This is a genomic window from Arthrobacter sp. 01T428, from assembly GCF_056398685.1.
This window is the reverse complement of record NZ_JBFTPW010000014.1, coordinates 61832-82732: the sequence shown is the minus strand read 5'-3', so window position 1 is coordinate 82732 and position 20901 is coordinate 61832. Positions and strand designations below refer to the sequence as shown.

Genomic DNA, 20901 nt, shown 5'->3' with positions numbered 1-20901 from the left:
CCTCTTCTTCGATTCAGGGGATGTGAGTGAAAGGCACGAACAGACCGCGAGGTCGCGTTCCTGCAAGCAATACCGTACCTGCAGCGGGAGTGTCAGGAGGCTTGCTGCGAGCGTGCGCTGGCGTAGAGGCAAACCGTGGCTGCTGTGCCAAGGTTCAGGCTTTCCGCGGAACCGTAGACGGGCACTGCGACACGATGGTCGGCAAGGGCAAGCTCGGAGTCTGAAAGTCCTTGCGCCTCGTTGCCGAAGAGCCAGGCGGTCGGGGCTTCGAGGGCGTAGGCGGAAGTCGCTGCTGACGCACCCAGGCGGCGCGCCGCGTTCTCGTCCTGAAGTTTGTCCAGGTTGAGGGTGCCGTAACCGTCCGCTGCGAGGATCCCGATGCCGCGCTCCTTGCAGCCGGCCACGAGTTCCCCGATGTCCGCACCCAACACAACCGGTAGGTGGAAGAGCGAACCTGCCGTGGACCGCACAGCCTTCGGGTTGTAAATGTCAACGCTGGAGGCCGTCAGGACCACGGCGTCCGCCCCGGCGGCATCAGCGGCCCGAAGCACCGTGCCCGCGTTGCCGGGGTCGCGCACCTGGCACATGACGGCGATCAGCCGCGGCCCGGCGTCGAGCACTGATTCAAGGCTGACGTCCACAAAGCTGCAGACGGCCACAATCCCTTGGGGATTGACGGTGTCCGCCATGGCGGCCAGGACATCGTCGTTCGCCAGCCGCAAGGCAACGCCGTCGGCGAGTTCGGCGAGTTCAGGGAGCCGGTCAAGGCAGCTTTCGCTCGCGAACACTTCGTGTACGACGCCGGACTCCCCCGCCGCGGTCCGCTCCCGGTGCAGGACCAGCGCCTCGCGAACGGCCTGGGGGCCTTCCGCGAGGAACCGCCCGCGCTTTAAACGGGCCGGGCGCCCTGCAAGCTTTGCGACATCCCTGACCCGATCGGCTCGGGGGTTGGACATCGGAAGTTCTTGCGGGCGCCCGGTTTCGTTCATATAAAGAACTTTAGTGGCAGTTGCGACTAGTTCTTGATCTGCTGGCGGGCTTCGCCACCGGCAGGCTCAAAGCCTGCAGCCTTTGCGGCCTCAACGGTGGAGAACCAGTACTCGGCAACAGTCACGTCGTACCAGGTGGAACCCGGAACGTGGTACTTGTTGGACTCGGCGTTGCCCTTGATGGCGTGGCCTTCCGGTGCGGCTTCGCCCTCAACGGCGACAACAGCGCCTTCGATGGCCGGCTTCTCGGAAGCAGAGGCCTTGACGGCGGTAGCGGTCTTCGCAGCCGGAGCAGCCTTGGCGGCAGCCTTCGGAGCGGCCTCGGCCTTGGCGGCCGGAGCGGAAGTGTCGGCAGGCAGGGAGTCCTTGGCAACCTTGACCAGCGCGGCGAAAGCGTTGGCGTCGGAAACGGCCAGCTCTGCCAGCATGCGGCGGTCAACCTCGACCTCAGCGGCCTTCAGGCCCTGGATCAGACGGTTGTAGGTCAGGCCGTTGGCGCGGGATGCAGCGTTGATGCGCTGGATCCAGAGGCGACGGAAGTCACCCTTCTTCTTGCGGCGGTCGCCGTAGCTGTACACAAACGAGTGCAGCAGCTGCTCTTTTGCCTTGCGGTACAGGCGAGACCGCTGACCGCGGTAACCCTTGGCCCGTTCAAGGACAACCCGACGCTTCTTGTGGGCGTTTACCGCCCGCTTCACACGTGCCACGTGCGTACTCCTTCAAAATTCTTATCCCAAGCTGCTACTGCCGGAAACCCGGCCGGCCTGAGAAGGCTTTGGTGTAGTCGGCGGCTACCGGATGGCAGCAACCAGAAAACTTGGAACTTAGACGCCGAGCATCTTCTTGATGACCTTGGCATCGCCCTTGAAGACGATCTTGTCGCCGGCAAGGCGACGGGTCAGGGTGGAGGACTTGTGCTCCAGGTAGTGGCGGCGGTTGGCCTGCTGACGCTTCAGCTTGCCGGTGCCGGTCAGCTTGAAGCGCTTCTTAGCACCACTGTGGGTCTTCATCTTCGGCATGGGAACCGATCTCCTTACGTGTCCGCAGACTGGGTCTGCAGTTCTTTCGTGCAGCCACCCCATAGGGGGCGGCTGCTGCTTTCGTGCCGGGCGGAGGGAATGCCTCCTGCGGCGTGACTAGTTGGTCTTGCGTGCCGCTGGCTTCGGAGCGGCCTTGGGGGCTGCCGGCCGAGCTGCAGGCTTCGGAACCGCGGGCTTCGCCATCGGTTTCGGTACTGGTGTGGCAGCAGGCTTGGGGGCAGCCGGCACAACAGGCTTCGAAGCTGCCTGCTCAGGTGCCTTTGCCGGTGCCGGTGCCTTTGCGGGCGCCGGCGCGACAACGGGAGCTGCTTCAACCGCGGGAGCCTTTTCGACAACTGGAGCTGCTTCAACTACAGGAGCTGCTTCAACTACAGGAGCCTTCTCGACAACCGGAGCTGCTTCAACCACGGGAGCCTCTTCGACAACCGTTTCCTCAGCGACCGGAGTCTCTTCGACTTCAGCGGCCTCCGCCTCAACGGCTTCCGGTGCGGTTTCCTCGGCCTGGGTTTCCTCGGCCTGGGCCAGGAGTTCCGCCGGCAGCAAGTCCGCGAGTGACTGGGTCAGGGGAGCATCCTCGCCTGAAACGTCAATCCGGCCTGCGGCCTTGGCTTCATTCTGGGCCTTGGCCTCTGCACGCTGCGCCGCGCGGCGGGCCTCGGCCTTGGCCTCGGCCTTGTTTTTCAGCGGACCGATCACCATGACCATGTTGCGGCCATCGATGCGCGGGCTGGACTCAATCACGCCGACTTCGGCAACGTCCTCAGCGAAGCGCTGCAACAGGCGGATGCCCATTTCAGGGCGCTGCTGCTCACGTCCGCGGAACTGGATCATGGCTTTCACCTTGTCACCGGCACCCAGGAAGCGAAGCGCGTGGCCGCGCTTGGTCTCGTAGTCGTGGGTATCGATCTTCAGGCGGAAGCGGATTTCCTTGAGGACCGTGTTGGTCTGGTTCTTGCGGGCCTCACGGGCTTTAACAGCGGCTTCGTACTTGTACTTGCCGAAGTCCATCAGCTTGCACACCGGAGGCTTCGCCTGCGGTGCAACTTCAACGAGATCCAGGTCAGCCTCGGCAGCCAGACGCAGGGCGTCCTCAATACGGACGATTCCAACCTGTTCGCCGGCAGGGCCGACCAAACGCACCTCGGGGACGCGGATACGCTCATTGATTCTTGGCTCGCTAATGTCAAAGCTCCTGTTGTTGTGATGAGTATTCCACCGGCAAATAGAGAAGGCCCCCAATTGCTGGCGCAATCGAAGGCCTCGAAGATCGGAAACGGCCCCTCAAGGGAGGCGTTCGCGCCATCCAAGGCTGACCTTGAACGGTGTCCGACCAGGTACCCGGCAACTTACATCCCCGAAGGGAAACGGCTGACGCGGGTGGGAGAGAACTCCGCTTGCAAACTGAAAATCAATTCTACAGAAATCGGCAACCAACCGCACATTAACGGTGGGTGGCCGAGCGCTGCGTGAGCCATGGAAAATGGCAACTTCCAGTCGGTCTGTGACAAGCTTACCAGCATGAGCACTTCAGACAGCAATTCCCTCGACCACGAGCCCGCCGGCACTGGTGCCGGAGTAAGCCAGCAGATCCGCGACATTTCGGAAGTTCCGGCTGTTGAGGTCATCACCACCGGCGCCGTTCACCTCATGAGCGCGGCAGCCGTCAAAGTGGGCTTGGCCGACGACCCCGAGGCCGAAGAGCTCAAGGACCTGGACGAGGCCCGCAAGCTGATCACCGCCTTGGCCGGACTCGTCACCGCCGCAGCACCGGAAATCGGTTCGCAGCACGCCGGCCCCTTGCGCGACGGCCTCCGCTCCCTACAGCTTGCGTTCCGCGAGGCGTCCCTGATCCCGGACGAGCCGGGCAAGGGCCCGGGCGAAAAGTTCACCGGCCCGGTCAACTGATCCGGACTATCTGTACGACCGCGACGGCGGGCTGGCCCCTTTGGCCGGCCCGCCGTCGTCGTCTGCCGGCTCAGGCGCGACTCAGGTGGCGGGGTCTCCCGCGCCCGCCTGGGTGATGGTCATGCTCCGGCGCCGACGCAGCTGGAGGAACAACCCGGCAAGGCACAACACCACTCCCGCCGTCCCGATGGCGACGAAGCCGGCCCACGGCCCCACGCCGTCGATGAAGAGGCCCGCGACGGGCGAACCGAAAGCCACGCCTGCAGTGAGGGCCGAGCCGTACCAGCCCATGGCCTCGCCGCGCCGCTCCTCATCCACGATGTCGGCGACCTTTTCCGACGCCGCGGACAGCACCGGCGCGCAGAGCAGGCCGGGAAGCAGAGACAACAATGCAAGGGTCCACGTGTCCCCGGCGAAGCCCATCGGGATGGTCAATGCCGCCATTCCCAGCAGGAGCAGGATGGGCGAGACGGGCCGGTGCATGGCGCCGTAGATGAGCCCGCCGACTACCGATGAGGCGCACCAGAAGAAGAAGACAATTCCGATCTCGCTCTCGTGCCCGCCGCGCTGCAACACCGCGACGATTCCGACGTCGGTGCCGCTCAGGACCATTCCGGATCCTGCGGCGACGGCGAACACGGCGGCTACCGCCGCGGTGAACCATGTGAAGTTCCGGGCCATCTTTCCCCGCAACCCGGAAGGTTGCGACACTGTCGGAGCCATCTCCGAAGCCGCCTCCTGAAGATGGGCCGGAGCCGATGCCACCACCGCGGCTTCGGCCGCATGAAGCTCATCGGCATCCCGGTCGGCCGTCTGGCCGGCGTCCAGGACGCCCTCGCTGCGGGTGGGCGGGTTGAACCAGAGAAGGAAGAGCCCGGCGGCCGACGTGCACACACCCACGATGGTCAGGCCGAGGACCGTGAACCCGCTGGTAGCCACGACCGCGCCCACCGCGGGGCCGATCATGAAGACCACCTCGGTGCCAATGGAGTCCAGCGCATAGGCCGAACGCCGCTGCTCGCCGTCAACCAGCACCCCCAGGGACTGGCGGATGACGCTGAAGATGGGCAGCGTCAACAGGCCCCCGACGAAGACAAGTGGGAGGATCCATTCGTAACTGACGTGCGGCACCACGGACCAAATCACCAACTCAGACACAACGGAAGGAATAAGCGCCTTGCGCAGGCCGACAGTGTCCACGCGCCGCCCCCGCCACGGAGCGCCGATCGCGATGCCGATGGTGAATACCGCCGCGGCAGCACCGGCGGCGGCATATCCCTTGCCCAAAGTCAGCACGATGTGCAGGGTGAGCAGGACTCCCGCTGCCGAGTGCGGTATGCGGGCCACCATGCCCACCAGCAGGAGACGCCGCACGGACGTGATGGACAGCATCTCCCGGTAGAGAGAGAAATTCACGAGCTCATCCTCTGTTCTGCCGAGGGCAGGACAAGGACGTTCCCCCTGTGCCTTCGGCTACTGTGCCGCCCGCTGCAAGCTGACCTCGATCGAGTCAACCCGCTCGGCGAACAATTCGTTCTGCGCCCAACGCCCGTTCAGTCCGGAGACGAGATCCTGCACCGCGGCGGCGTCCAGGCCGTCTTCGAGGTACAGCACCACGCGCAATTCGGGCCCGGGTCCCCCGCCGGCCATGGCCGATCCGTCAGCCGTGCGCGAAGCCATTCCAGATCCCGGCCGCACCTCCAGGCGCCGCACGGCCGGGTACATCCCTGCCAGGGAATTGAGAGCAGACTCCAGTTCATCATCAAGGTACGACGGCGTCCAGTCGCGCTGCTGTGCCAGTGACCACATGGCAGGCCGGCGGACGACGAAGGTGACATCCGAACCGGGATCCAGGACGAGCAACTGGGCCCCTTCGGACACGGCAGACAGCGCTGCCCGGGCCGCATAAACAGCGACGGGACGGGCCTGCGGATGCCAGGCTTCAAGGGCAGCCGCCGACGTGAACACAGGCATGGCCGTGCGGCCATCCGGCGCCTTCAATGTCACGAGCGCCATGTCGGCCTGCTTGTCCGCATGGAGTCCGTCCACGCCCTCGGCTTCCTCAGCGAGCTGGGCCACCACCGGGACGAACACCCTCGCCGTTGCCAACGAAGCCACCACACCGGCCTCGCTGCCGGTTCCGGCGAGCAGAGCCGCGACGGCGGCGAGGTATCCGGCGTCGGCCGTTCCGTCGTCGTCCTCGAAATTATGGATCTTGGCGGCGTCGCCGCTCAGGTCGCGGCCTGCCCAGGGCTGGCCGGCAGAATCGCCTGCGCCGCCAGCACCTGCCAGGGCCGCAGCGATGTGCCCGGGCAACTGCCGGGGTGCCGGAGTCGAAGCCTGGTCAGCTGCCGGGAACTGTGGATCGTGAGACATCAGCGGCGGCCGGCGACGTCCAGGGCTTCCGGGAGCGTAAAGGCACCGGCATACAGCGCCTTGCCGACGATCGCTCCTTCGACCCCAAGCGGTACGAGCTCCCGCAGGACGCGCAGGTCCTCAAGGCTGGAGATGCCGCCGGACGCGACAACTGGCTTGCCGGTCTTTTCGACCATCTGGCGCAACAGCTCGACGTTGGGTCCCTGCAGTGTCCCGTCCTTCGTGACGTCGGTGACCACGTAACGGGCGCAGCCGGCATCCTCAAGGCGGGCCAGCACCTCCCAGAGGTCCCCGCCTTCCTTGGTCCAGCCCCGGCCTGCGAGCGTCGTTCCACGGACGTCGAGCCCGACGGCGATCTTGTCACCGAAGCGGTCGATGGCCCGGCGGGTCCATTCCGGATTCTCCAGCGCGGCGGTTCCGAGGTTCACGCGGGCGACGCCGAGCTCAAGCGCGCGCTCAAGGGATTCGTCGTCGCGCAGTCCGCCGGACAGCTCCACCTTGACGTTCAGCTGCGAGACGACCTCGCTGATGAGGCCCGCGTTGTTGCCGCGTCCGAACGCCGCGTCAAGGTCCACCATGTGCACCCACTCGGCTCCGGCGTTCTGCCAGTTCAGCGCCGCTTCCAGCGGGGTGCCGTAACTGGTCTCGGAGCCGGCTTCTCCCTGAAGGAGACGAACGGCCTGGCCGTCCACGATGTCGACAGCGGGCAGGAGTTCCAGAACGGGCAGTTCGGAGGCGGTGGTCATTGAAGTCCTCGGTGTTGTGGGGACGGGCGTCAGTTGCCCGGCAACTTATTTTGCAGGCAAAGTGAAGAGGTATGCGGCCAGCAGAGCCAAGCCGGCGAGTACGTAGAACGAAATGGAGACCCAGGCGGGGCGTTTCTGCTGGTGGAAGGAGATTCCGCCGCCAACCAGCAGCCCGGCCGCGCCCATGAAGATAACGGACCACATATCAGGCAGCGCCTCCGGCCTCGGTCGGCTGCGGCTGGGTTTTTGCTTGCGGGCGCAAACCCTCAACCCAGTTTCGCAGGAGCCGGGCTCCGGCGTCGCCCGACTTCTCGGGGTGGAATTGCGTGGCACACAACGGTCCGTTTTCCACGGCGGCGATGAAGGGGGCGCCGTGTTCGGACCACGTCACCTTCGGCGGAGCCATGCGGGGCTGGACAACGTCGAATTCCCACTTCTGTACGCCATACGAGTGCACAAAATAGAAGCGTTCGTGCTCGACGCCGGCGAACAGCTTCGAGCCTTCCGGCACGTCCACAGTGTTCCAGCCCATGTGCGGCACAACGGGGGCAGGCAGGAGTTCCACTTTGCCGGGCCACTCGCCCATGCCTTCGGCCTCGGTACCGTGCTCCACTCCGGCCTCGAACAGGACCTGGAGCCCTACGCAGATACCCAGGACTGGCCGGCCTCCGGCAACGCGACGGCCGATCATCCGGATCGCGTCCACTGCCTTGAGTTCACGCATCACCGTTTCGAAGGCGCCGACGCCGGGGACCAGGAGACCGTCGGCGTTCAGGACGTCTTCGGGTTTGGCGCTCAACGTGACTGCCGCTCCGGCACGCTCAAGCGCGCGGACCGCCGAGCGGACGTTGCCCGAGCCGTAGTCAAGGACCGTTACGGTCGGCTTTCCCTCGGGCGAGACGATGCGGCTGGCAGCCTTCGGATCGACCACAGCGCCGTCCTTGAGGATCAGCCCACTCACAAGGCACCCTTGGTGGACGGAATGCCTTCGACACGGGGGTCGGACTCGACGGCGGATCGGAGTGCACGGGCAAAGGCCTTGAACTGGGCCTCCACGATGTGGTGCGGATCCCGGCCGGCCAGGACATTCATGTGGAGGCAGATACCGGCGTGCAAGGTGATGGCCTCAAAGACGTGGCGGGTCAGCGAACCGGTGAAGTGTCCACCGATCAGGTGGTATTCCTGCCCTGCGGGCTCACCGCCGTGGACCAGGTAAGGACGTCCGGAGACGTCGACGACGGCGTGGGCCAACGCTTCATCCAACGGGACCGTGGCCTCGCCGAAGCGACGGATCCCTGCTTTGTTACCCAAGGCGGTGCGCAGGACCTCGCCGAAGGTAATGGCAACGTCCTCCACGGTGTGGTGGGCGTCGATGTGGGTGTCTCCGCTCGCCTTGACGGTCATGTCGATGAGCGAATGCTTGCAGAGCGCCGTCAGCATGTGGTCATAGAACGGCACCGAGGTGCTGATATCCGAGACGCCCGTGCCGTCGAGGTTGATTTCAACCAGGACGGAGGATTCGCTGGTGGTGCGTTCCATGCGTGCTGTCCGGGCGGCCGCCGTGCTGGCGCCGTTTTCGCTCATCGATATGTCCTTAGGAGGAAGGAGTGGTGGGACTTGTTCAAGTCTAGGCCGGTGCGGAGACCTGGCCGTCCAGCAAGGCTTCGAGCGCCTTGAGGAATGCAGTGGTTTCAGGCTCCGTGCCGGCGGTGACGCGGAGGTGGCCCGGGATGCCGACGTCGCGGATCAGGACTCCGCGCTCCAGCAGGCCTTGCCACAGGGCGTGGGGATTCTCGATTCCGCCGAAAAATACGTAGTTCGAATCGGAGGCGGCCGGCTTGAAGCCCATGCGGGTCAACTCGCTGACAATGCGATCGCGCTGGACCTTGATGTCCTCGACGTCCGCCATGAGGGCTTCGCGGTGACGGAGGGCCGCCAGTGCGGTCGCCTGCGTGATGGCGGAGAGGTGATATGGAAGGCGTACCAGACGGATGGCGTCGGCGACCTCGGGGGCGGCTGCCATGTAGCCGATGCGCGCACCGGCGAGGGCGAACGCCTTGCTCATGGTCCGGGACACAATAAGGCGCTCCCGGCCGGGGAGGAGCGTCAACGCGCTTGGCGTGTTGTCGTGGGCGAACTCGTGGTAGGCCTCGTCCACGATCACCACGGTCCGGCTCGCCTCGCCGGCGTCGTACACGGCTTCGACAACGTCCAGGCCAAGTCCCGTGCCGGTGGGGTTGTTCGGGGAGCAAAGGAACACGACATTCGGCTTGAGTTCACGGACCTGCGCGGCCGCCGAGGCCGCATCGAGGCCATAGTCTTCAGCGCGAACACCAGCGATGTATGCAGTGTCGGTTCCGCTCGCGAGCAAAGGGTACATGGAGTACGTCGGCGGGAAACCGAGCGCGGACCTGCCCGGGCCGCCGAAGACCTGGAGGATCTGCTGGAGTACTTCATTGGAGCCGTTGGCTGCCCAGATGTTGTCGGCCGAAAGGTCGTGGCCAAGGTATTCCGCAAGGGCCTCGCGCAATTCGGTGAACTCGCGGTCCGGATAGCGGTTCAGTCCGGTGGCGGCTGCCGCGACCGCTTCGGTGATGGCCGCCTGGACGTCCGCTGGGACGCCATGCGTGTTTTCGTTGACGTTGAGCAAAATCGGAACATCAAGCTGCGGCGCGCCATAGGGGCTCAGGCCGCGAAGGTTGGTCCGGAGGGGAAGTCGGTCAAGTCGCTCAAGCTGGTCACTCACCATGACAGTTTAAGGTGCCGCGGCGGATGCGCTGAAACTGTGACGGCACGGAGACCGTCCAGGGGCCGGGCAACCCGGTCCAAGTTGCCGCTAAGTCGAAGGAATGAACAGCTGCTGGCCGGGCACGATGTGGCCGTCCTGGAGGTTGTTCAGCTGGATGATCTCCGCAACGACGTCGCGTGGATCCCGGGACGGTGCGGCGCTTCCCGCAATCCCCCACAAGGACTGGCCCACTTGTACCGTGACGCTCGTGCTGGAGGTGGGCTGCAGTTCAGCGGCGGAATCAGCAGCCTTGGCCGGCGAATTCAGGAATCCCGCCAGGCTAAGGAGCGCTGCAACCAGGAGCATGGCCGGGACGCCGAAGAAGACCATGCGGCCCCTGCGGGTCAGGCGGAGCCGGCCCGCCGGCGCACCGTGGCCGGGTGTGTGGGTGATGGTGATTGCGGACATGAGCTGAGCCCTTCTGAACAATGCCGCGTTCCGGAATCTCTGGTTGCGGCTGCCAATTCTTGCCTTCATTCAGTGCTTGCAGGACGGTTGTTCGTTGTTGTCTTCGAACGATTCGGGCGAACACCCGGACCCCGCACCACTTTTATAGAACACATATTCGAACCTTGCTACGACATTTTTAGCACTTATCAACGAACGATGTCGAGACTCGCTAGAACAAATGTTTGATAAACGCCTGCGCCTGCCCTACGTTTGAGTGAAGGAACGAGCACTGAATCAGTGCAACAGGAGGGTCTGACATTTCAGGCCGACAGTCCCGGCAAGCCCCTCAGGGCCGCGCGGACGGAACGGAAGGGTGTTGGCGAACATGGCAGCGAAAGCCACTGGCAGCGGGTCGGCCTCAGCGCGGAGCCAGCAGCCGCAGAAGGCCCCCAAGAGCCTGACCGTCCGCCAGAAGAAAATCCTGGAGACCATCCAACGTTCAGTGAACGATCACGGGTATCCGCCGTCGATGCGCGAAATCGGAGACACGGTCGGCTTGGCCAGCTTGTCCAGCGTCACCCACCAGTTGTCGCAGCTCGAGAAGCTCGGTTATCTTCGCCGCGATCCCAAGCGTCCACGCGCCATGGAAGTCCTCATGCCGTTGACCCTGGACGGCGGCTCCGTCATCCCCGGCGTTGAAGCGCCGGCGAAACTCCGCAGCGCCGGCGGCCTGGCCGTCACGGAACTCGCGAGTGCCAGTGACACGGCCATGGTTCCCCTCGTCGGGCGCATTGCTGCCGGTGGGCCCATCCTGGCCGACCAGACCGTTGAGGACGTCCTGCCTCTGCCCCGGCAATTGGTAGGCCATGGCGAGCTCTTCATGCTCAAGGTCGCCGGTGATTCCATGATCGACGCCGCTATCTGCGATGGAGACTGGGTGGTAGTGCGGCGTCAAAACGACGCACTCAACGGCGACATCGTGGCCGCACTCCTGGACGACGAAGCCACCGTCAAGACCTTCCGGCAGCGCGACGGCCACACGTGGCTGCTCCCGCAGAACACGCAGTACGAACCCATCCTGGGCGACCATGCCACCATCATGGGCAAAGTCGTCTCGGTCCTGCGCTCACTCTAGGACGCGCTCGCTCTAAGGCACCCTCACCCAGGGCCCCTGCCTTAGGCCGTGGCCGACTCGGCGTAAAGACGTTCGAGGGCACCGCGCACCACTGAACGGTCCGTGGTGGGCCAGAAGGGCGGCAACGCTGCCCTGAGGAAGTTGCCGTAGCGCTCCGTCGAAAGCCGTGAATCCAGTACTGCCACGACGCCCTTGTCCCCCGTTGAACGGATGAGGCGGCCGGCCCCTTGTGCCAGCCGAATGGCCGCGTGCGTTGCAGACACTGCCATGAAACCGTTGCCCCCGGCCTGGGCGACCGCGCGGGACCGTGCCGTCATCAGGGGATCGTCCGGGCGAGGGAACGGGATCCGGTCAATCACGACCAGCCGGCATGAACCGCCGGGAACGTCGACGCCCTGCCAGAGGGACATGGTGCCGAACAGGCAGGTGTCCTCCTCCTCGGCAAACTGCCTGACCAGCGCGGCCATGGTCGATTCTCCCTGGCACAGGATGTCCACATCCAGGCGCGACCGCATCGCTTCCGCGGCGTCCTCAGCCGCACGACGGGAAGAGAACAGGCACAAAGCTCCGCCGTGCGAGGCCTTGATGAGCTCTTCAAGTTCGTCCAACGCTTCGGGCGAGGTGCCGCGACCCGGCTTGGGCAGGTGCTTGGCGACGTACAGCATGCCCTGCTTCGGGTAGTCGAAGGGCGAGCCGACATCCACGCCCGTCCAGCTGGGGGCGCCCTGGCCAGTCAAGCCCAGCCCTCCGGCTGTGGCCTCGAATGCAGACCCGATAGCCAAAGTGGCAGAGGTCAACACCACGGTATGGCCCGCGAAGAGCCCTTCGCGGAGGCGTCCGGCGACGCTGAGCGGCGCGATGTTGATGAGCGCCGGCGAGTCCTCGTCGGGGGCCGTGTAGCCCTGCTGGGGATCGAAGCTGCTGTTCCGGGAGAGCCACACGACTTCCCTGTTTTCCCGGGCGGAGAGCAGCCGTTCGCACAACTCGAGGATCAGCATGAGCCGTGAGCGCGCGAGCTGACGTCCGCCGTCGACCGCGTTGGACGAATCCCCCTTCGAATCGGAAAGCGCCGCACGGCACGCTTCCCGGAGCTGGTCCACGCCATCAAGTTGTTCGTCATTGAGCCCGTTGGGCAAGAGGCCGGACGGCGCTCCCATGATCGCCAGTTCCAAGCGATCCGCGGCGGCGTTCAGCGCGTCCACGGTGATGGCCGTGTGTTTGCGGGCGCTGGAGGCAGCGGCATGGATCATCGCCACGGACAGCTGCCCGGACACGGCACCGGTCACACGGTCCTGGAGCTCGTGTGCTTCGTCCACCACCACGACGTCGTATTCGGGCAGGACGGCCAGCCCTTCAAAGGCACTGACGGCGAGCATCGCGTGGTTGGTGACCACGACGTCGGACTCCGCGGCGCGGTGGCGGGCGAGCTCGCTGAAGCACTCCTCGGCCATCGGACACTTTTGCGCTCCGAGGCACTCCATGGACGTGACGGATACCTGGCGCCAGGCCCGGTCCGTCACGCCCGGCATGAGTTCGTCGCGGTCCCCCGTCGTGGTCTTCGCCGCCCATTCACGCAGCCGCACGACTTCCTTGCCAAGCTGCGAGGCAGGCCCGCCGATGGCTGCGGCCAGATGCGGAACGCTGGTGTCCTCGCCAAGGGAGAACAGCTGCCCCTCAGCCGGTTCCTCGCTGGGGAACCCGCCCTCCAGCTTGTGCCGGCAGACATAGTTGGCCCGGCCTTTGACCAGGGCGATGCTGACCGGGCGCTCCAGCTCCGGATTGATGGTTTCCAGGAGCCGGGGCAGATCCCGGCCCACGATCTGCGTCTGCAGGGCCAAGGTGGCCGTGGACACGAGCGTGGGCTTGTTGCTCTCCATCGAGTGCGCAATCAACGGAATCAGGTACGCAAGGGACTTGCCAGTGCCAGTGCCCGCCTGGACCAGGAGGTGTTCGCCGGTCTCGATCGCCCGCGCCACCTGCCTGGCCATCTGGTGCTGGCCCGTGCGGTTTTGGCCTCCCATGCCGGCAACGGCTTTGTCCAGGAGTTCGAGGGCGGTCCGTTCCCCCACGGTTTCGCCGCGCTCCCCCGCCTCTGGATCAACCATTGCTGACGAACGACTCCAACTCGGCTGCCAGGTTCTCGTGGACCATGGCCACCACGCGGGTGCCTTCCTCCTCATGCTCAAGGCTGAGGATTTCGGCGTCGGTGTTGTGCAGCTTGTTGATGAGCTCGCCGCGGTTGTACGGAATCAGGACTTCAAGGCGCACGCCAGGGCGCGGAATAGCCTCGCTGATAGCCCCGAGGAGCTCGGCAATGCCCTGCCCGGTGCGGGTGGACACGACGACGTGGCGTGGCTCTTTTTGCTTGAGCCGCTCAATGACGAACGGATCAGCGGCGTCCGCCTTGTTCAGGACGATGATCTCCGGGATCTTCCGGGCATCCACTTCGCTGAACACCGTGCGGACGGCCGCGATCTGGCCTTCCGGATCGGGATGCGAAACGTCCACCACGTGGAGGATCAGATCGGCGTCGGCCACTTCTTCCAGCGTGGAGCGGAAAGCCTCCACGAGCTGGGTGGGCAGCGAACGCACGAAGCCGACGGTGTCCGAGAGCGTGTAGCCGATTCCGTCAGGGGTCTGGGCCTTGCGCACCGTCGGATCCAGGGTGGCGAACAACGCGTTCTCCACGAGGACACCGGCATCCGTCAGGCGGTTGAGCAGTGACGACTTTCCGGCGTTCGTGTAACCGGCGATGGCAACCGAAGGAACGGCATTACGACGGCGGTTGGCCCGCTTGGTCTCGCGCGATGGCTTCATGGCGGCGATTTCGCGCCGCAGCTTGGCCATGCGTGTGCGGATTCGGCGGCGGTCCAGTTCGATCTTGGTTTCACCAGGACCACGGGAACCCATGCCGGCACCGGCGCCACCCACCTGGCCACCGGCCTGGCGGGACATGGAATCGCCCCAACCACGCAGGCGCGGCAACAGGTATTCGAGCTGTGCGAGCTCAACCTGGGCCTTGCCCTCGCGGCTCTTGGCATGCTGCGCGAAGATGTCGAGGATCAACGTGGTGCGGTCCACCACCTTGACCTTGACGATGTCTTCAAGGCCGCGCCGCTGGGATGGCGCCAGTTCGGCGTCGACCACCACGGTATCGGCTCCTGTGGACATCACGATGTCCTTGAGCTCCATGGCTTTGCCTGAGCCAAGGAAGGTGCCGGGGTCCGGTTTCATGCGGCGCTGGACGATGCCGTCCAAGACTTCCGAGCCGGCGGTTTCGGCCAAGGCGGCGAGCTCCCTCAGGGAATTCTCGGCGTCGGCCAGGGTGCCTTCGGTCCAGAGGCCTGCCAGCACGACGCGCTCAAGGCGCAGCTGCCGGTATTCGACCTCGGTAACATCTTCAAGTTCCGTGGACAGCCCGGCGGTACGGCGCAGGGCCCGGCGTTCGGCCAGGTCCTCTTGATCGCCGTCGTAGATGCTGTGTTCTTCGTCCAAGCGGGAAATTGCCTGGGCTTTGCCAAACACGCCCCGGGGTTCGTCGCGGTCCTGAACTATGGCAGGTGCGTCCTTGGAGAGAATCCGGTCGATGACAGCCTGGATTTCTTCAGGACTCATGTCCTGGGCGTCGGAATCGGGTCCGGTGTTCTTCTGCGTGGTCATGGTCTCCTTTTAGGGGGTTCGGCACTTCCAGAATAGTGCCGATTCGTCTCTTGCGGCGCGGAATTCGCGCAGGGCTGATGCCTGGCAAGCCTCTGCCGATGGCCTGGGGTCTCCAACCGGACGGGCTGCGCGGATTGCGAACACAGATCCCAGGGGCGGGAGGGGACGATCTGCTGAGTGTCCAAGCGTCAAGAACGGCGTCTGGAACGGACATGCCAAGGCGGAATGGCGCTGCACATAATGCAGGCCTGCGTCGCGGGCGGTGCCGGCTACACGGAGTCGGTTACTCGGAGATCAAGAACATGCGAACCACGCTATCAGACCTCGTCAAGCCCGGGCCGGGGCAGTTTGGAGCAGTGCGCGGTTTCCCTTGCCCGCTGCTGGCAACTAATCTGGCAAGCTATGGAGTCTGCTCACTATTTCAGCGCACAGCCCGCGGGGCCGTTCACCCGCAAGCCCCTCACGGTGGAACTGGCCGGCGCGACCCGCCGGCTCCAGACATCGGGCGGTATCTTCAGCCCCGACGGGATCGACAAGGGAACCGCGATCCTTCTCTCCGAGGTTCCACCGCCGGCGCCGCAGGGAAACCTGTTGGACATCGGCTGCGGCTGGGGTCCCATTGCGTTGACCATGGGGCTCATGGCGCCGCACGCTCAGGTCCACGCCGTCGACGTCAACGAACGCTGCGTCACCTTGACCAACGAGAACGCCGCACTCCTGGAGCTCGGGAATGTCACCGCGAGCCTGCCCGACGAGGTCGATCCCGCCGTGACGTTCGACACTATCTGGTCAAACCCGCCCATCCGTATCGGCAAGGATGAACTCCACAGCCTGCTGCTCACCTGGCTGCCGCGGCTCGCTCCGGGTGGAAACGCCTGGCTCGTGGTGCAGAAGAACCTTGGCGCGGACTCGCTTCAGCGCTGGCTGGCCGATACCCTCGATGGTTCCTTCGCGGTGTCCCGGGAAAGCACGTCGAAATCCTTCCGCGTCCTGCGGGTCAGGAAAGCGTCCCGCTAGCGACAATCACGGCGGGGCCGCTGAGCTCCACGTGTTCGCGGCCGCTTTCTCCGGGGAAGAACCGCACGCCGACGACGCCGCCCGGCACGTTGACGCGCCACGTGTCGGGAGCACCTTCCCCGGCCCAGTGCCGGATGGCGACGGCGGCCGCGCAGGCGCCGGTGCCGCACGATTGGGTCTCGCCGACGCCGCGTTCGTGCACTCGCATCGTGATGTTGCCTACGCCTTCGTGGACGAGGGGCTCAGCGGGAACCACGAATTCGACGTTGGTGCCGTTTGCCGGCTTGGGATCGACGACGGGCGCCTTGAAGAGCTGCGTGGATTTGAGTTCTGAAAGTTCGGCCAACGCCACCACAGTGTGCGGATTGCCCATGCTGACAGAAAGGGCAGGCCGGGCCACTTCGAGTCCGTCGGCGCTCACGAGGGAGTCCATGGCCTTGCTGGTGGCATCCTTGGGGAAAATGAACTCCCACGGACCCATGTCCACCGCATAGCCATCAGCGCTCCGGACAATCTTCTTGATGCCGCCGCGCGTTCCGATGGTCAGGGATTCACCGGCGTTGAGGGTGACAAGACCCTGCTCGATCAGGAATTGGACGAAGACGCGGACTCCGTTGCCGCACATTTCGGACAACGAGCCGTCGCCGTTGCGGTAGTCCATGAACCACTCGGCAGCGGAATCCGCCTCGAGCAGCTGGAGGCCTTCGGGCAGGAATCGTGAAGGGACTGCCCGGATGAGCCCGTCCCCGCCAATGCCCAGGTGGCGGTTGCAGAGCGCTGCGACCTGCTCCGGAGAGATCTGGTGCGCGTCTTCGGTGTCCGCAATGAGGACGAAGTCGTTGCCCGTACCGTGCCCCTTGGAGAAGGCCAGCCCGTGAAGACCGGAGGCGGGTACGGAACCGCCGGCAGCGGCAGGCTGCGGGGCGGAAAATGCAAGGGTTTCATCCATGGCTCAAGGCTACCTGTACTGGGGGTTGCGCCTAAATCACCGACGCCGGACTCGCGCAGATTTCTGCGGCTTTGGCCACCAAATCCGTATCCTGCCAGTCCAGCCAGTGGATCCGGGGGTCCGCCCGGAACCACGTGAGCTGGCGCCGGGCGAATTGCCGGGTGGCCACGATGGTTTCTTCGGCCGCGGCAGCTGTGTCGGATTCGCCGTCGAGGACCTTCAGGAACTGCGCGTATCCGAGCGCCCGCGATGCCGTCTTGCCTTGCCGCAGTCCGACGGCGTCCAGCCGCGCGACCTCTTCAAGAAGTCCCGCGTCGACCATCTTCAGCACGCGCTCGGCCAAACGCTCGCGCAGCACTCCGCGGTCGACGTCGAGCCCTATCTGCACGGCTGGCTGGAAATACTCGCGCTGCGGCATGAAGGAGCTGAACGGGCGGCCGGTGAGCTCGAAGACTTCCAGCGCGCGGATGACGCGGCGGGCGTCGCCGAGCCTGCCGGCGGACACGGGGTCGATGCGTTGGAGGCGTTCCTGGAGGCTTGGAAGGCCGGAGGTTTCGTGCTCCTGCTCCAGCCGCTGCCGCACGCCGGGGTCCGTGCCGGGAAATTCCAGGACATCCAAGGCTGCGCGGACGTAGAGGCCGGAGCCGCCCACCAGGATGGCGCGCTTGCCTCGGCCATGGATATCACGGATGGCGGCGCGGCAGTCGGCCTGGAAAGCGGAGACGCTGGCTTCCTCGGTGACATCCATCGTGTCCAGGAGGTGGTGGGGCACTCCCCTGCGTTCGGCGACGGTGATCTTGGCCGTGCCGATGTCCATTCCACGGTAGAACTGCATGGCATCGGCGTTGATGACCTCGCCGTCGAGCGCGAGGGCGAGGTGGACGGCGAGATCGGACTTGCCGGAACCGGTGGGGCCGACGACGGCGATCACGGGCGGATTCGGATCAGCTGACCCGGCCGGTACTGCTGCCATGCCGGGCTAACCGCGTCGTACGGGGAGCGACGGCATACCGAGGGAGACGGCCCTTGAACCTGAAGACCCGATGCCGCCGGACCCTGCGCCCGAGGCACTCGGGGCTGGAGCGCCGCAGGAATCGGCCTGCGCGCGGTCCCACGCGTCGCCGGCACGGGAGCGCCTCAAGCTGTAGTCCGCCGTCGTCTCCGGATCGGAGACGAGGTGGAAGGCAGCGGCCTCGGTGATGGTCACGGTGACGAAATCGCCGGGCCGCGGAGTCTCTGCGCCTTCCGGCACGGAGAAGTGGACCAGGCGCTGGTCCTGGGAACGACCCGAAAGGCGATGCGTTTCCTCGGCCTTGCGGCCGGATTGGGCCGTGACAAGGAGCTCGACCCGGCGTCCGAGCTGTTTCGCGTTCTCCTCGGCTGCGATGCGGTCCTGGAGGGCCGTCAGTCGCTCGTAGCGTTCCTGGACAACGGCCTTGGGCAGCTGGTCCGGAAGGTCCGCGGCCGGGGTGCCCGGGCGCTTGGAGTACTGGAAGGTGAAGGCTGAGGCGAAGCGTGACTTCTCGACGACGTCGAGCGTGGCTTGGAAGTCCTCTTCCGTCTCGCCGGGGAAGCCCACGATGATATCGGTGGTGATCGCGGCGTGGGGAATCTTGTCGCGGACTTTGTCCAGGATCCCCAGGAACTTGGTCGAACGGTAGGAGCGGCGCATGTCCTTGAGGACCTTGTCCGAACCGGACTGGAGGGGCATGTGCAACTGCGGCATGACATTGGCGGTCTCGGCCATCGCGTCGATGACGTCGTCGGTGAAGGCAGCCGGGTGCGGGCTCGTGAAACGGACACGCTCGAGGCCTTCGATATCACCGCAGGCGCGGAGCAGTTTGGAGAAAGCCAAACGGTCCCCGAATTCCACGCCGTAGGAGTTCACGTTCTGCCCGAGCAGCGTCACCTCGACGGCGCCGTCGTCCACCAACGCCTGGATTTCAGCGAGGATCTCGCCGGGACGTCGGTCCTTCTCCTTGCCGCGGAGCGACGGCACGATGCAGAAGGTGCAGGTGTTGTTGCACCCGACGGAGATGGAAACCCAGCCCGAGTACACGGAGTCGCGCTTGGTCGGCAAGGTGGAGGGGAAGACGTCCAGCGACTCCAGGATTTCCAGCTGTGCCTCGTTGTTGTGGCGGGCCCTGTCCAGCAACGCCGGGAGCGCCCCTACATTGTGGGTCCCGAACACTGCGTCCACCCACGGCGCCTTGCGCACGATGGTTTCGCGGTCCTTTTGCGCAAGGCATCCGCCGACGGCAATCTGCATTCCAGGATGGGCGGCCTTGACCTGTTTGAGTTCCCCGAGGTTGCCATAAAGCTTGTTGTCGGCGTTCTCACGGACGGCACAGGTGTTGAAAACCACGACGTCGGCGACGCCGCCGTCGAACGGCACGTACCCTGCATCCTCGAGCAGCCCTGCCATGCGCTCGGAATCATGGACATTCATTTGGCAACCGAAGGTGCGGACCTGGTAGGTGCGCTTCGCCGCGTGCTCGGGTGCCGGATCGACGACAGGGCCCGGAGCGGGCTGCTGAACGGGGGCTGGTGCTGGTGCTGCAGAAGGGGAACTCACCAATCTAGGGTAGCCCCTCGGACTAGTACCAGTTGAAGCCCATCTCATGCTGCCAAGCGTTGCAGGGCGAACCGTAACGGTCGCGGATATAGCCGAGGCCCCAATCGATCTGGGTCCGGTAGTTGCTGAGCCAGTCGCTGCCTGCCGAATAGTACTTGTCCGGCGGCAGCGCCTGCGCTACACCGTAAGCGCCGCTGCTGGGATTGGTGGCGTCCGTCATCCAGCTTGATTCCTGGGTCCACAGCAAGGACAGGCACTGCATTTGGTCCTGGCCCCAACCATAGGCGCCGAGCCGGGAGGACGCGTATTGCCGTGCGCCGGCGGGGTCGTTGACGACGTTTCCCCCGCCACCGCCACCCCCGCCTACGAAGCCGCCGCCTCCTCCACTGCTGATGGGCGGCTGGACCGCTTGCTGGTTGTTGGCGGCGGCCGCTGCGGCTGCCGCTGCGTCGGCTATCGCCTTGCGCTGCGCCGCCTCCCTCTTGGCCTCCTGGGCGGCCTGGTACGCGGCAAGCGCAACCTGGCCTTCTTGATATTTCTGTGCGACAGCGGCAGAAGTGGAGGTCAAGGACGCGAGTTGGGCCACCATGGTCTTTCGCTGGCCGTCCGTGGCGGCCACGCTGTCTTCGGCTGCCCGCCTTGCAGACTCTGCGGCCTGGGCCTTTGCCGCGGCGTCGCTGTCCAACTGGGCCAGCACATCGCGGGCGGCTTGTTCCTGGGCGGTTGCGGCGGCAGATGCCCGGGACGCGCTCAGGGCATCATCGTGCAGCTTCGCCGTACGATCCAGGACCCTGTTCAGCAAGGCGAAATTTTGAATGTTGTCCGGCGCGATGGCGGCGTTCGCAAGGGACCAGGGACCGGGATCGAAGCCGCCCGACTCGTATGCCTGGACCACCAGGGAGGACGTGGCCTTTCTCAAGGAATCCGCTTTTGCCTTGGCCTGTTGGGACGCCTCGGCCAGTTTCTGGGTGACTGCCTGCTGGTGCAGCAGTGCGTCATGGGCCTTGGCGTACTCAGTTCCGGCCTTGATGGCCGCCGCGCCGAGCTCTCCGGATTTCTGCTGAAGTCCAGCCAATAACTGGTTGATGCGGTCTACTTCGGCGCTTGCGGCAGCTTCGTTCCCTTGGGCTTGCTGTACTTCTGCCCAGCTGGGATAGCCCGACGGCGGGGCATCGTCGTCCGCCGAAGCCGGGCCTGCTTGGAGAAGCGACGCGACAAGCAAGGGCACAATGATTGCCGAAAGCCGTAACGACAACGGATTCATTGGATCTGACCTGCCTCCCGACTCGGAACACTAGTCCAGAACCTTAGCCGACAGGCACCCAGAAGCC

General features: G+C 65.2%; 21 protein-coding genes. 3 read left to right on the top strand and 18 right to left on the bottom strand.

Annotation, left to right across the window (positions count from 1 at the left end):
* Nucleotides 1–92: 92 nt before the first annotated feature.
* The 4 genes from AC1DJB_RS15780 to infC form a co-directional block, all read right to left on the bottom strand.
* Complete coding sequence (locus tag AC1DJB_RS15780; protein ID WP_441433231.1) at nucleotides 93–989, bottom strand: TrmH family RNA methyltransferase; 897 nt, start codon at nucleotides 987–989, stop codon at nucleotides 93–95.
* A gap of 26 nt (nucleotides 990–1015) precedes the next feature.
* Entirely contained in the window at nucleotides 1016–1696 is a 681-nt protein-coding gene (rplT, locus tag AC1DJB_RS15775) for a 50S ribosomal protein L20, sunset domain variant (protein WP_284989316.1), read from the bottom strand.
* Between the two features lie 117 nt (nucleotides 1697–1813).
* Nucleotides 1814–2008: a 50S ribosomal protein L35 gene (gene rpmI, locus AC1DJB_RS15770; RefSeq protein ID WP_059387794.1), complete on the bottom strand. Its 195-nt coding sequence runs from the start codon at nucleotides 2006–2008 to the stop codon at nucleotides 1814–1816.
* Between the two features lie 117 nt (nucleotides 2009–2125).
* A complete protein-coding gene (gene infC, locus AC1DJB_RS15765) occupies nucleotides 2126–3169 on the bottom strand; it encodes a translation initiation factor IF-3 (RefSeq protein WP_441433230.1) in 1044 nt (347 codons plus the stop codon).
* Between the two features lie 378 nt (nucleotides 3170–3547).
* On the opposite strand from infC, the gene AC1DJB_RS15760 reads away from it, so the two are divergent.
* A complete protein-coding gene (locus AC1DJB_RS15760) occupies nucleotides 3548–3934 on the top strand; it encodes a DUF1844 domain-containing protein (RefSeq protein WP_284989317.1) in 387 nt (128 codons plus the stop codon).
* 81 nt (nucleotides 3935–4015) lie between these two features.
* On the opposite strand, the gene AC1DJB_RS15755 is transcribed toward AC1DJB_RS15760, so the two are convergent.
* The 8 genes from AC1DJB_RS15755 to AC1DJB_RS15720 form a co-directional block, all read right to left on the bottom strand.
* A complete protein-coding gene (locus tag AC1DJB_RS15755; RefSeq protein WP_441433229.1) occupies nucleotides 4016–5350 on the bottom strand; it encodes an MFS transporter in 1335 nt (444 codons plus the stop codon).
* A 57-nt stretch (nucleotides 5351–5407) separates the two neighbouring features.
* The gene (locus tag AC1DJB_RS15750; RefSeq protein ID WP_441433228.1) at nucleotides 5408–6310 is read right to left on the bottom strand and encodes an SseB family protein; all 903 of its coding nucleotides are present in this window, start codon (nucleotides 6308–6310) and stop codon (nucleotides 5408–5410) included.
* Nucleotides 6310–7056: a bifunctional 1-(5-phosphoribosyl)-5-((5-phosphoribosylamino)methylideneamino)imidazole-4-carboxamide isomerase/phosphoribosylanthranilate isomerase PriA gene (gene priA / locus AC1DJB_RS15745; protein WP_059387797.1), complete on the bottom strand. Its 747-nt coding sequence runs from the start codon at nucleotides 7054–7056 to the stop codon at nucleotides 6310–6312. The genes AC1DJB_RS15750 and priA overlap by 1 nt, the downstream gene beginning before the upstream one ends.
* Nucleotides 7057–7101: 45 nt before the next feature.
* Nucleotides 7102–7260, bottom strand: a complete 159-nt coding sequence (locus AC1DJB_RS15740) for a hypothetical protein (RefSeq protein ID WP_172465499.1) — start codon at nucleotides 7258–7260, stop codon at nucleotides 7102–7104.
* 1 nt (nucleotide 7261) lies between these two features.
* Complete coding sequence (gene hisH, locus AC1DJB_RS15735) at nucleotides 7262–8017, bottom strand: imidazole glycerol phosphate synthase subunit HisH (protein ID WP_441437848.1); 756 nt, start codon at nucleotides 8015–8017, stop codon at nucleotides 7262–7264.
* The gene (gene hisB, locus AC1DJB_RS15730; protein WP_059387799.1) at nucleotides 8014–8640 is read right to left on the bottom strand and encodes an imidazoleglycerol-phosphate dehydratase HisB; all 627 of its coding nucleotides are present in this window, start codon (nucleotides 8638–8640) and stop codon (nucleotides 8014–8016) included. Before hisB ends, hisH begins: the two co-directional genes overlap by 4 nt.
* 43 nt (nucleotides 8641–8683) lie before the next feature.
* Complete coding sequence (locus AC1DJB_RS15725; protein WP_306962869.1) at nucleotides 8684–9802, bottom strand: histidinol-phosphate transaminase; 1119 nt, start codon at nucleotides 9800–9802, stop codon at nucleotides 8684–8686.
* A gap of 90 nt (nucleotides 9803–9892) precedes the next feature.
* Nucleotides 9893–10252 carry a LysM peptidoglycan-binding domain-containing protein gene (locus tag AC1DJB_RS15720; RefSeq protein ID WP_059387800.1) on the bottom strand — a complete coding sequence of 120 codons (360 nt, stop codon included), beginning with the start codon at nucleotides 10250–10252 and terminating at the stop codon, nucleotides 9893–9895.
* 367 nt (nucleotides 10253–10619) lie between these two features.
* On the opposite strand from AC1DJB_RS15720, the gene lexA reads away from it, so the two are divergent.
* Complete coding sequence (gene lexA, locus AC1DJB_RS15715; protein WP_059387803.1) at nucleotides 10620–11369, top strand: transcriptional repressor LexA; 750 nt, start codon at nucleotides 10620–10622, stop codon at nucleotides 11367–11369.
* A gap of 41 nt (nucleotides 11370–11410) precedes the next feature.
* On the opposite strand, the gene AC1DJB_RS15710 is transcribed toward lexA, so the two are convergent.
* Both AC1DJB_RS15710 and hflX read right to left on the bottom strand, forming a co-directional pair.
* A complete protein-coding gene (locus AC1DJB_RS15710; protein ID WP_476910571.1) occupies nucleotides 11411–13474 on the bottom strand; it encodes an ATP-dependent DNA helicase in 2064 nt (687 codons plus the stop codon).
* Nucleotides 13467–15029, bottom strand: coding sequence for a GTPase HflX (gene hflX / locus AC1DJB_RS15705; RefSeq protein WP_284753588.1), 1563 nt, complete (start codon nucleotides 15027–15029; stop codon nucleotides 13467–13469). The genes AC1DJB_RS15710 and hflX overlap by 8 nt, the downstream gene beginning before the upstream one ends.
* Before the next feature lie 402 nt (nucleotides 15030–15431).
* On the opposite strand from hflX, the gene AC1DJB_RS15700 reads away from it, so the two are divergent.
* Nucleotides 15432–16046 (top strand): class I SAM-dependent methyltransferase, encoded by a 615-nt coding sequence (locus tag AC1DJB_RS15700; protein WP_059387802.1) that lies wholly within the window; start codon nucleotides 15432–15434, stop codon nucleotides 16044–16046.
* Here the strand turns inward: AC1DJB_RS15700 and dapF are convergent.
* Genes dapF through AC1DJB_RS15680 form a run of 4 tightly spaced genes read right to left on the bottom strand, consistent with a single transcriptional unit; the run spans nucleotide 16027 to nucleotide 20834 of the window.
* Nucleotides 16027–16995 (bottom strand): diaminopimelate epimerase, encoded by a 969-nt coding sequence (gene dapF / locus AC1DJB_RS15695; protein WP_476910570.1) that lies wholly within the window; start codon nucleotides 16993–16995, stop codon nucleotides 16027–16029. The genes AC1DJB_RS15700 and dapF overlap by 20 nt on opposite strands.
* A 31-nt stretch (nucleotides 16996–17026) precedes the next feature.
* The gene (gene miaA / locus AC1DJB_RS15690; RefSeq protein ID WP_476910569.1) at nucleotides 17027–17968 is read right to left on the bottom strand and encodes a tRNA (adenosine(37)-N6)-dimethylallyltransferase MiaA; all 942 of its coding nucleotides are present in this window, start codon (nucleotides 17966–17968) and stop codon (nucleotides 17027–17029) included.
* A 6-nt stretch (nucleotides 17969–17974) separates the two neighbouring features.
* Nucleotides 17975–19570 carry a tRNA (N6-isopentenyl adenosine(37)-C2)-methylthiotransferase MiaB gene (miaB, locus tag AC1DJB_RS15685; protein WP_441433222.1) on the bottom strand — a complete coding sequence of 532 codons (1596 nt, stop codon included), beginning with the start codon at nucleotides 19568–19570 and terminating at the stop codon, nucleotides 17975–17977.
* Nucleotides 19571–19592: 22 nt separating this feature from the next.
* A complete protein-coding gene (locus AC1DJB_RS15680; protein ID WP_306962858.1) occupies nucleotides 19593–20834 on the bottom strand; it encodes an aggregation-promoting factor C-terminal-like domain-containing protein in 1242 nt (413 codons plus the stop codon).
* Nucleotides 20835–20901: the final 67 nt, after the last annotated feature.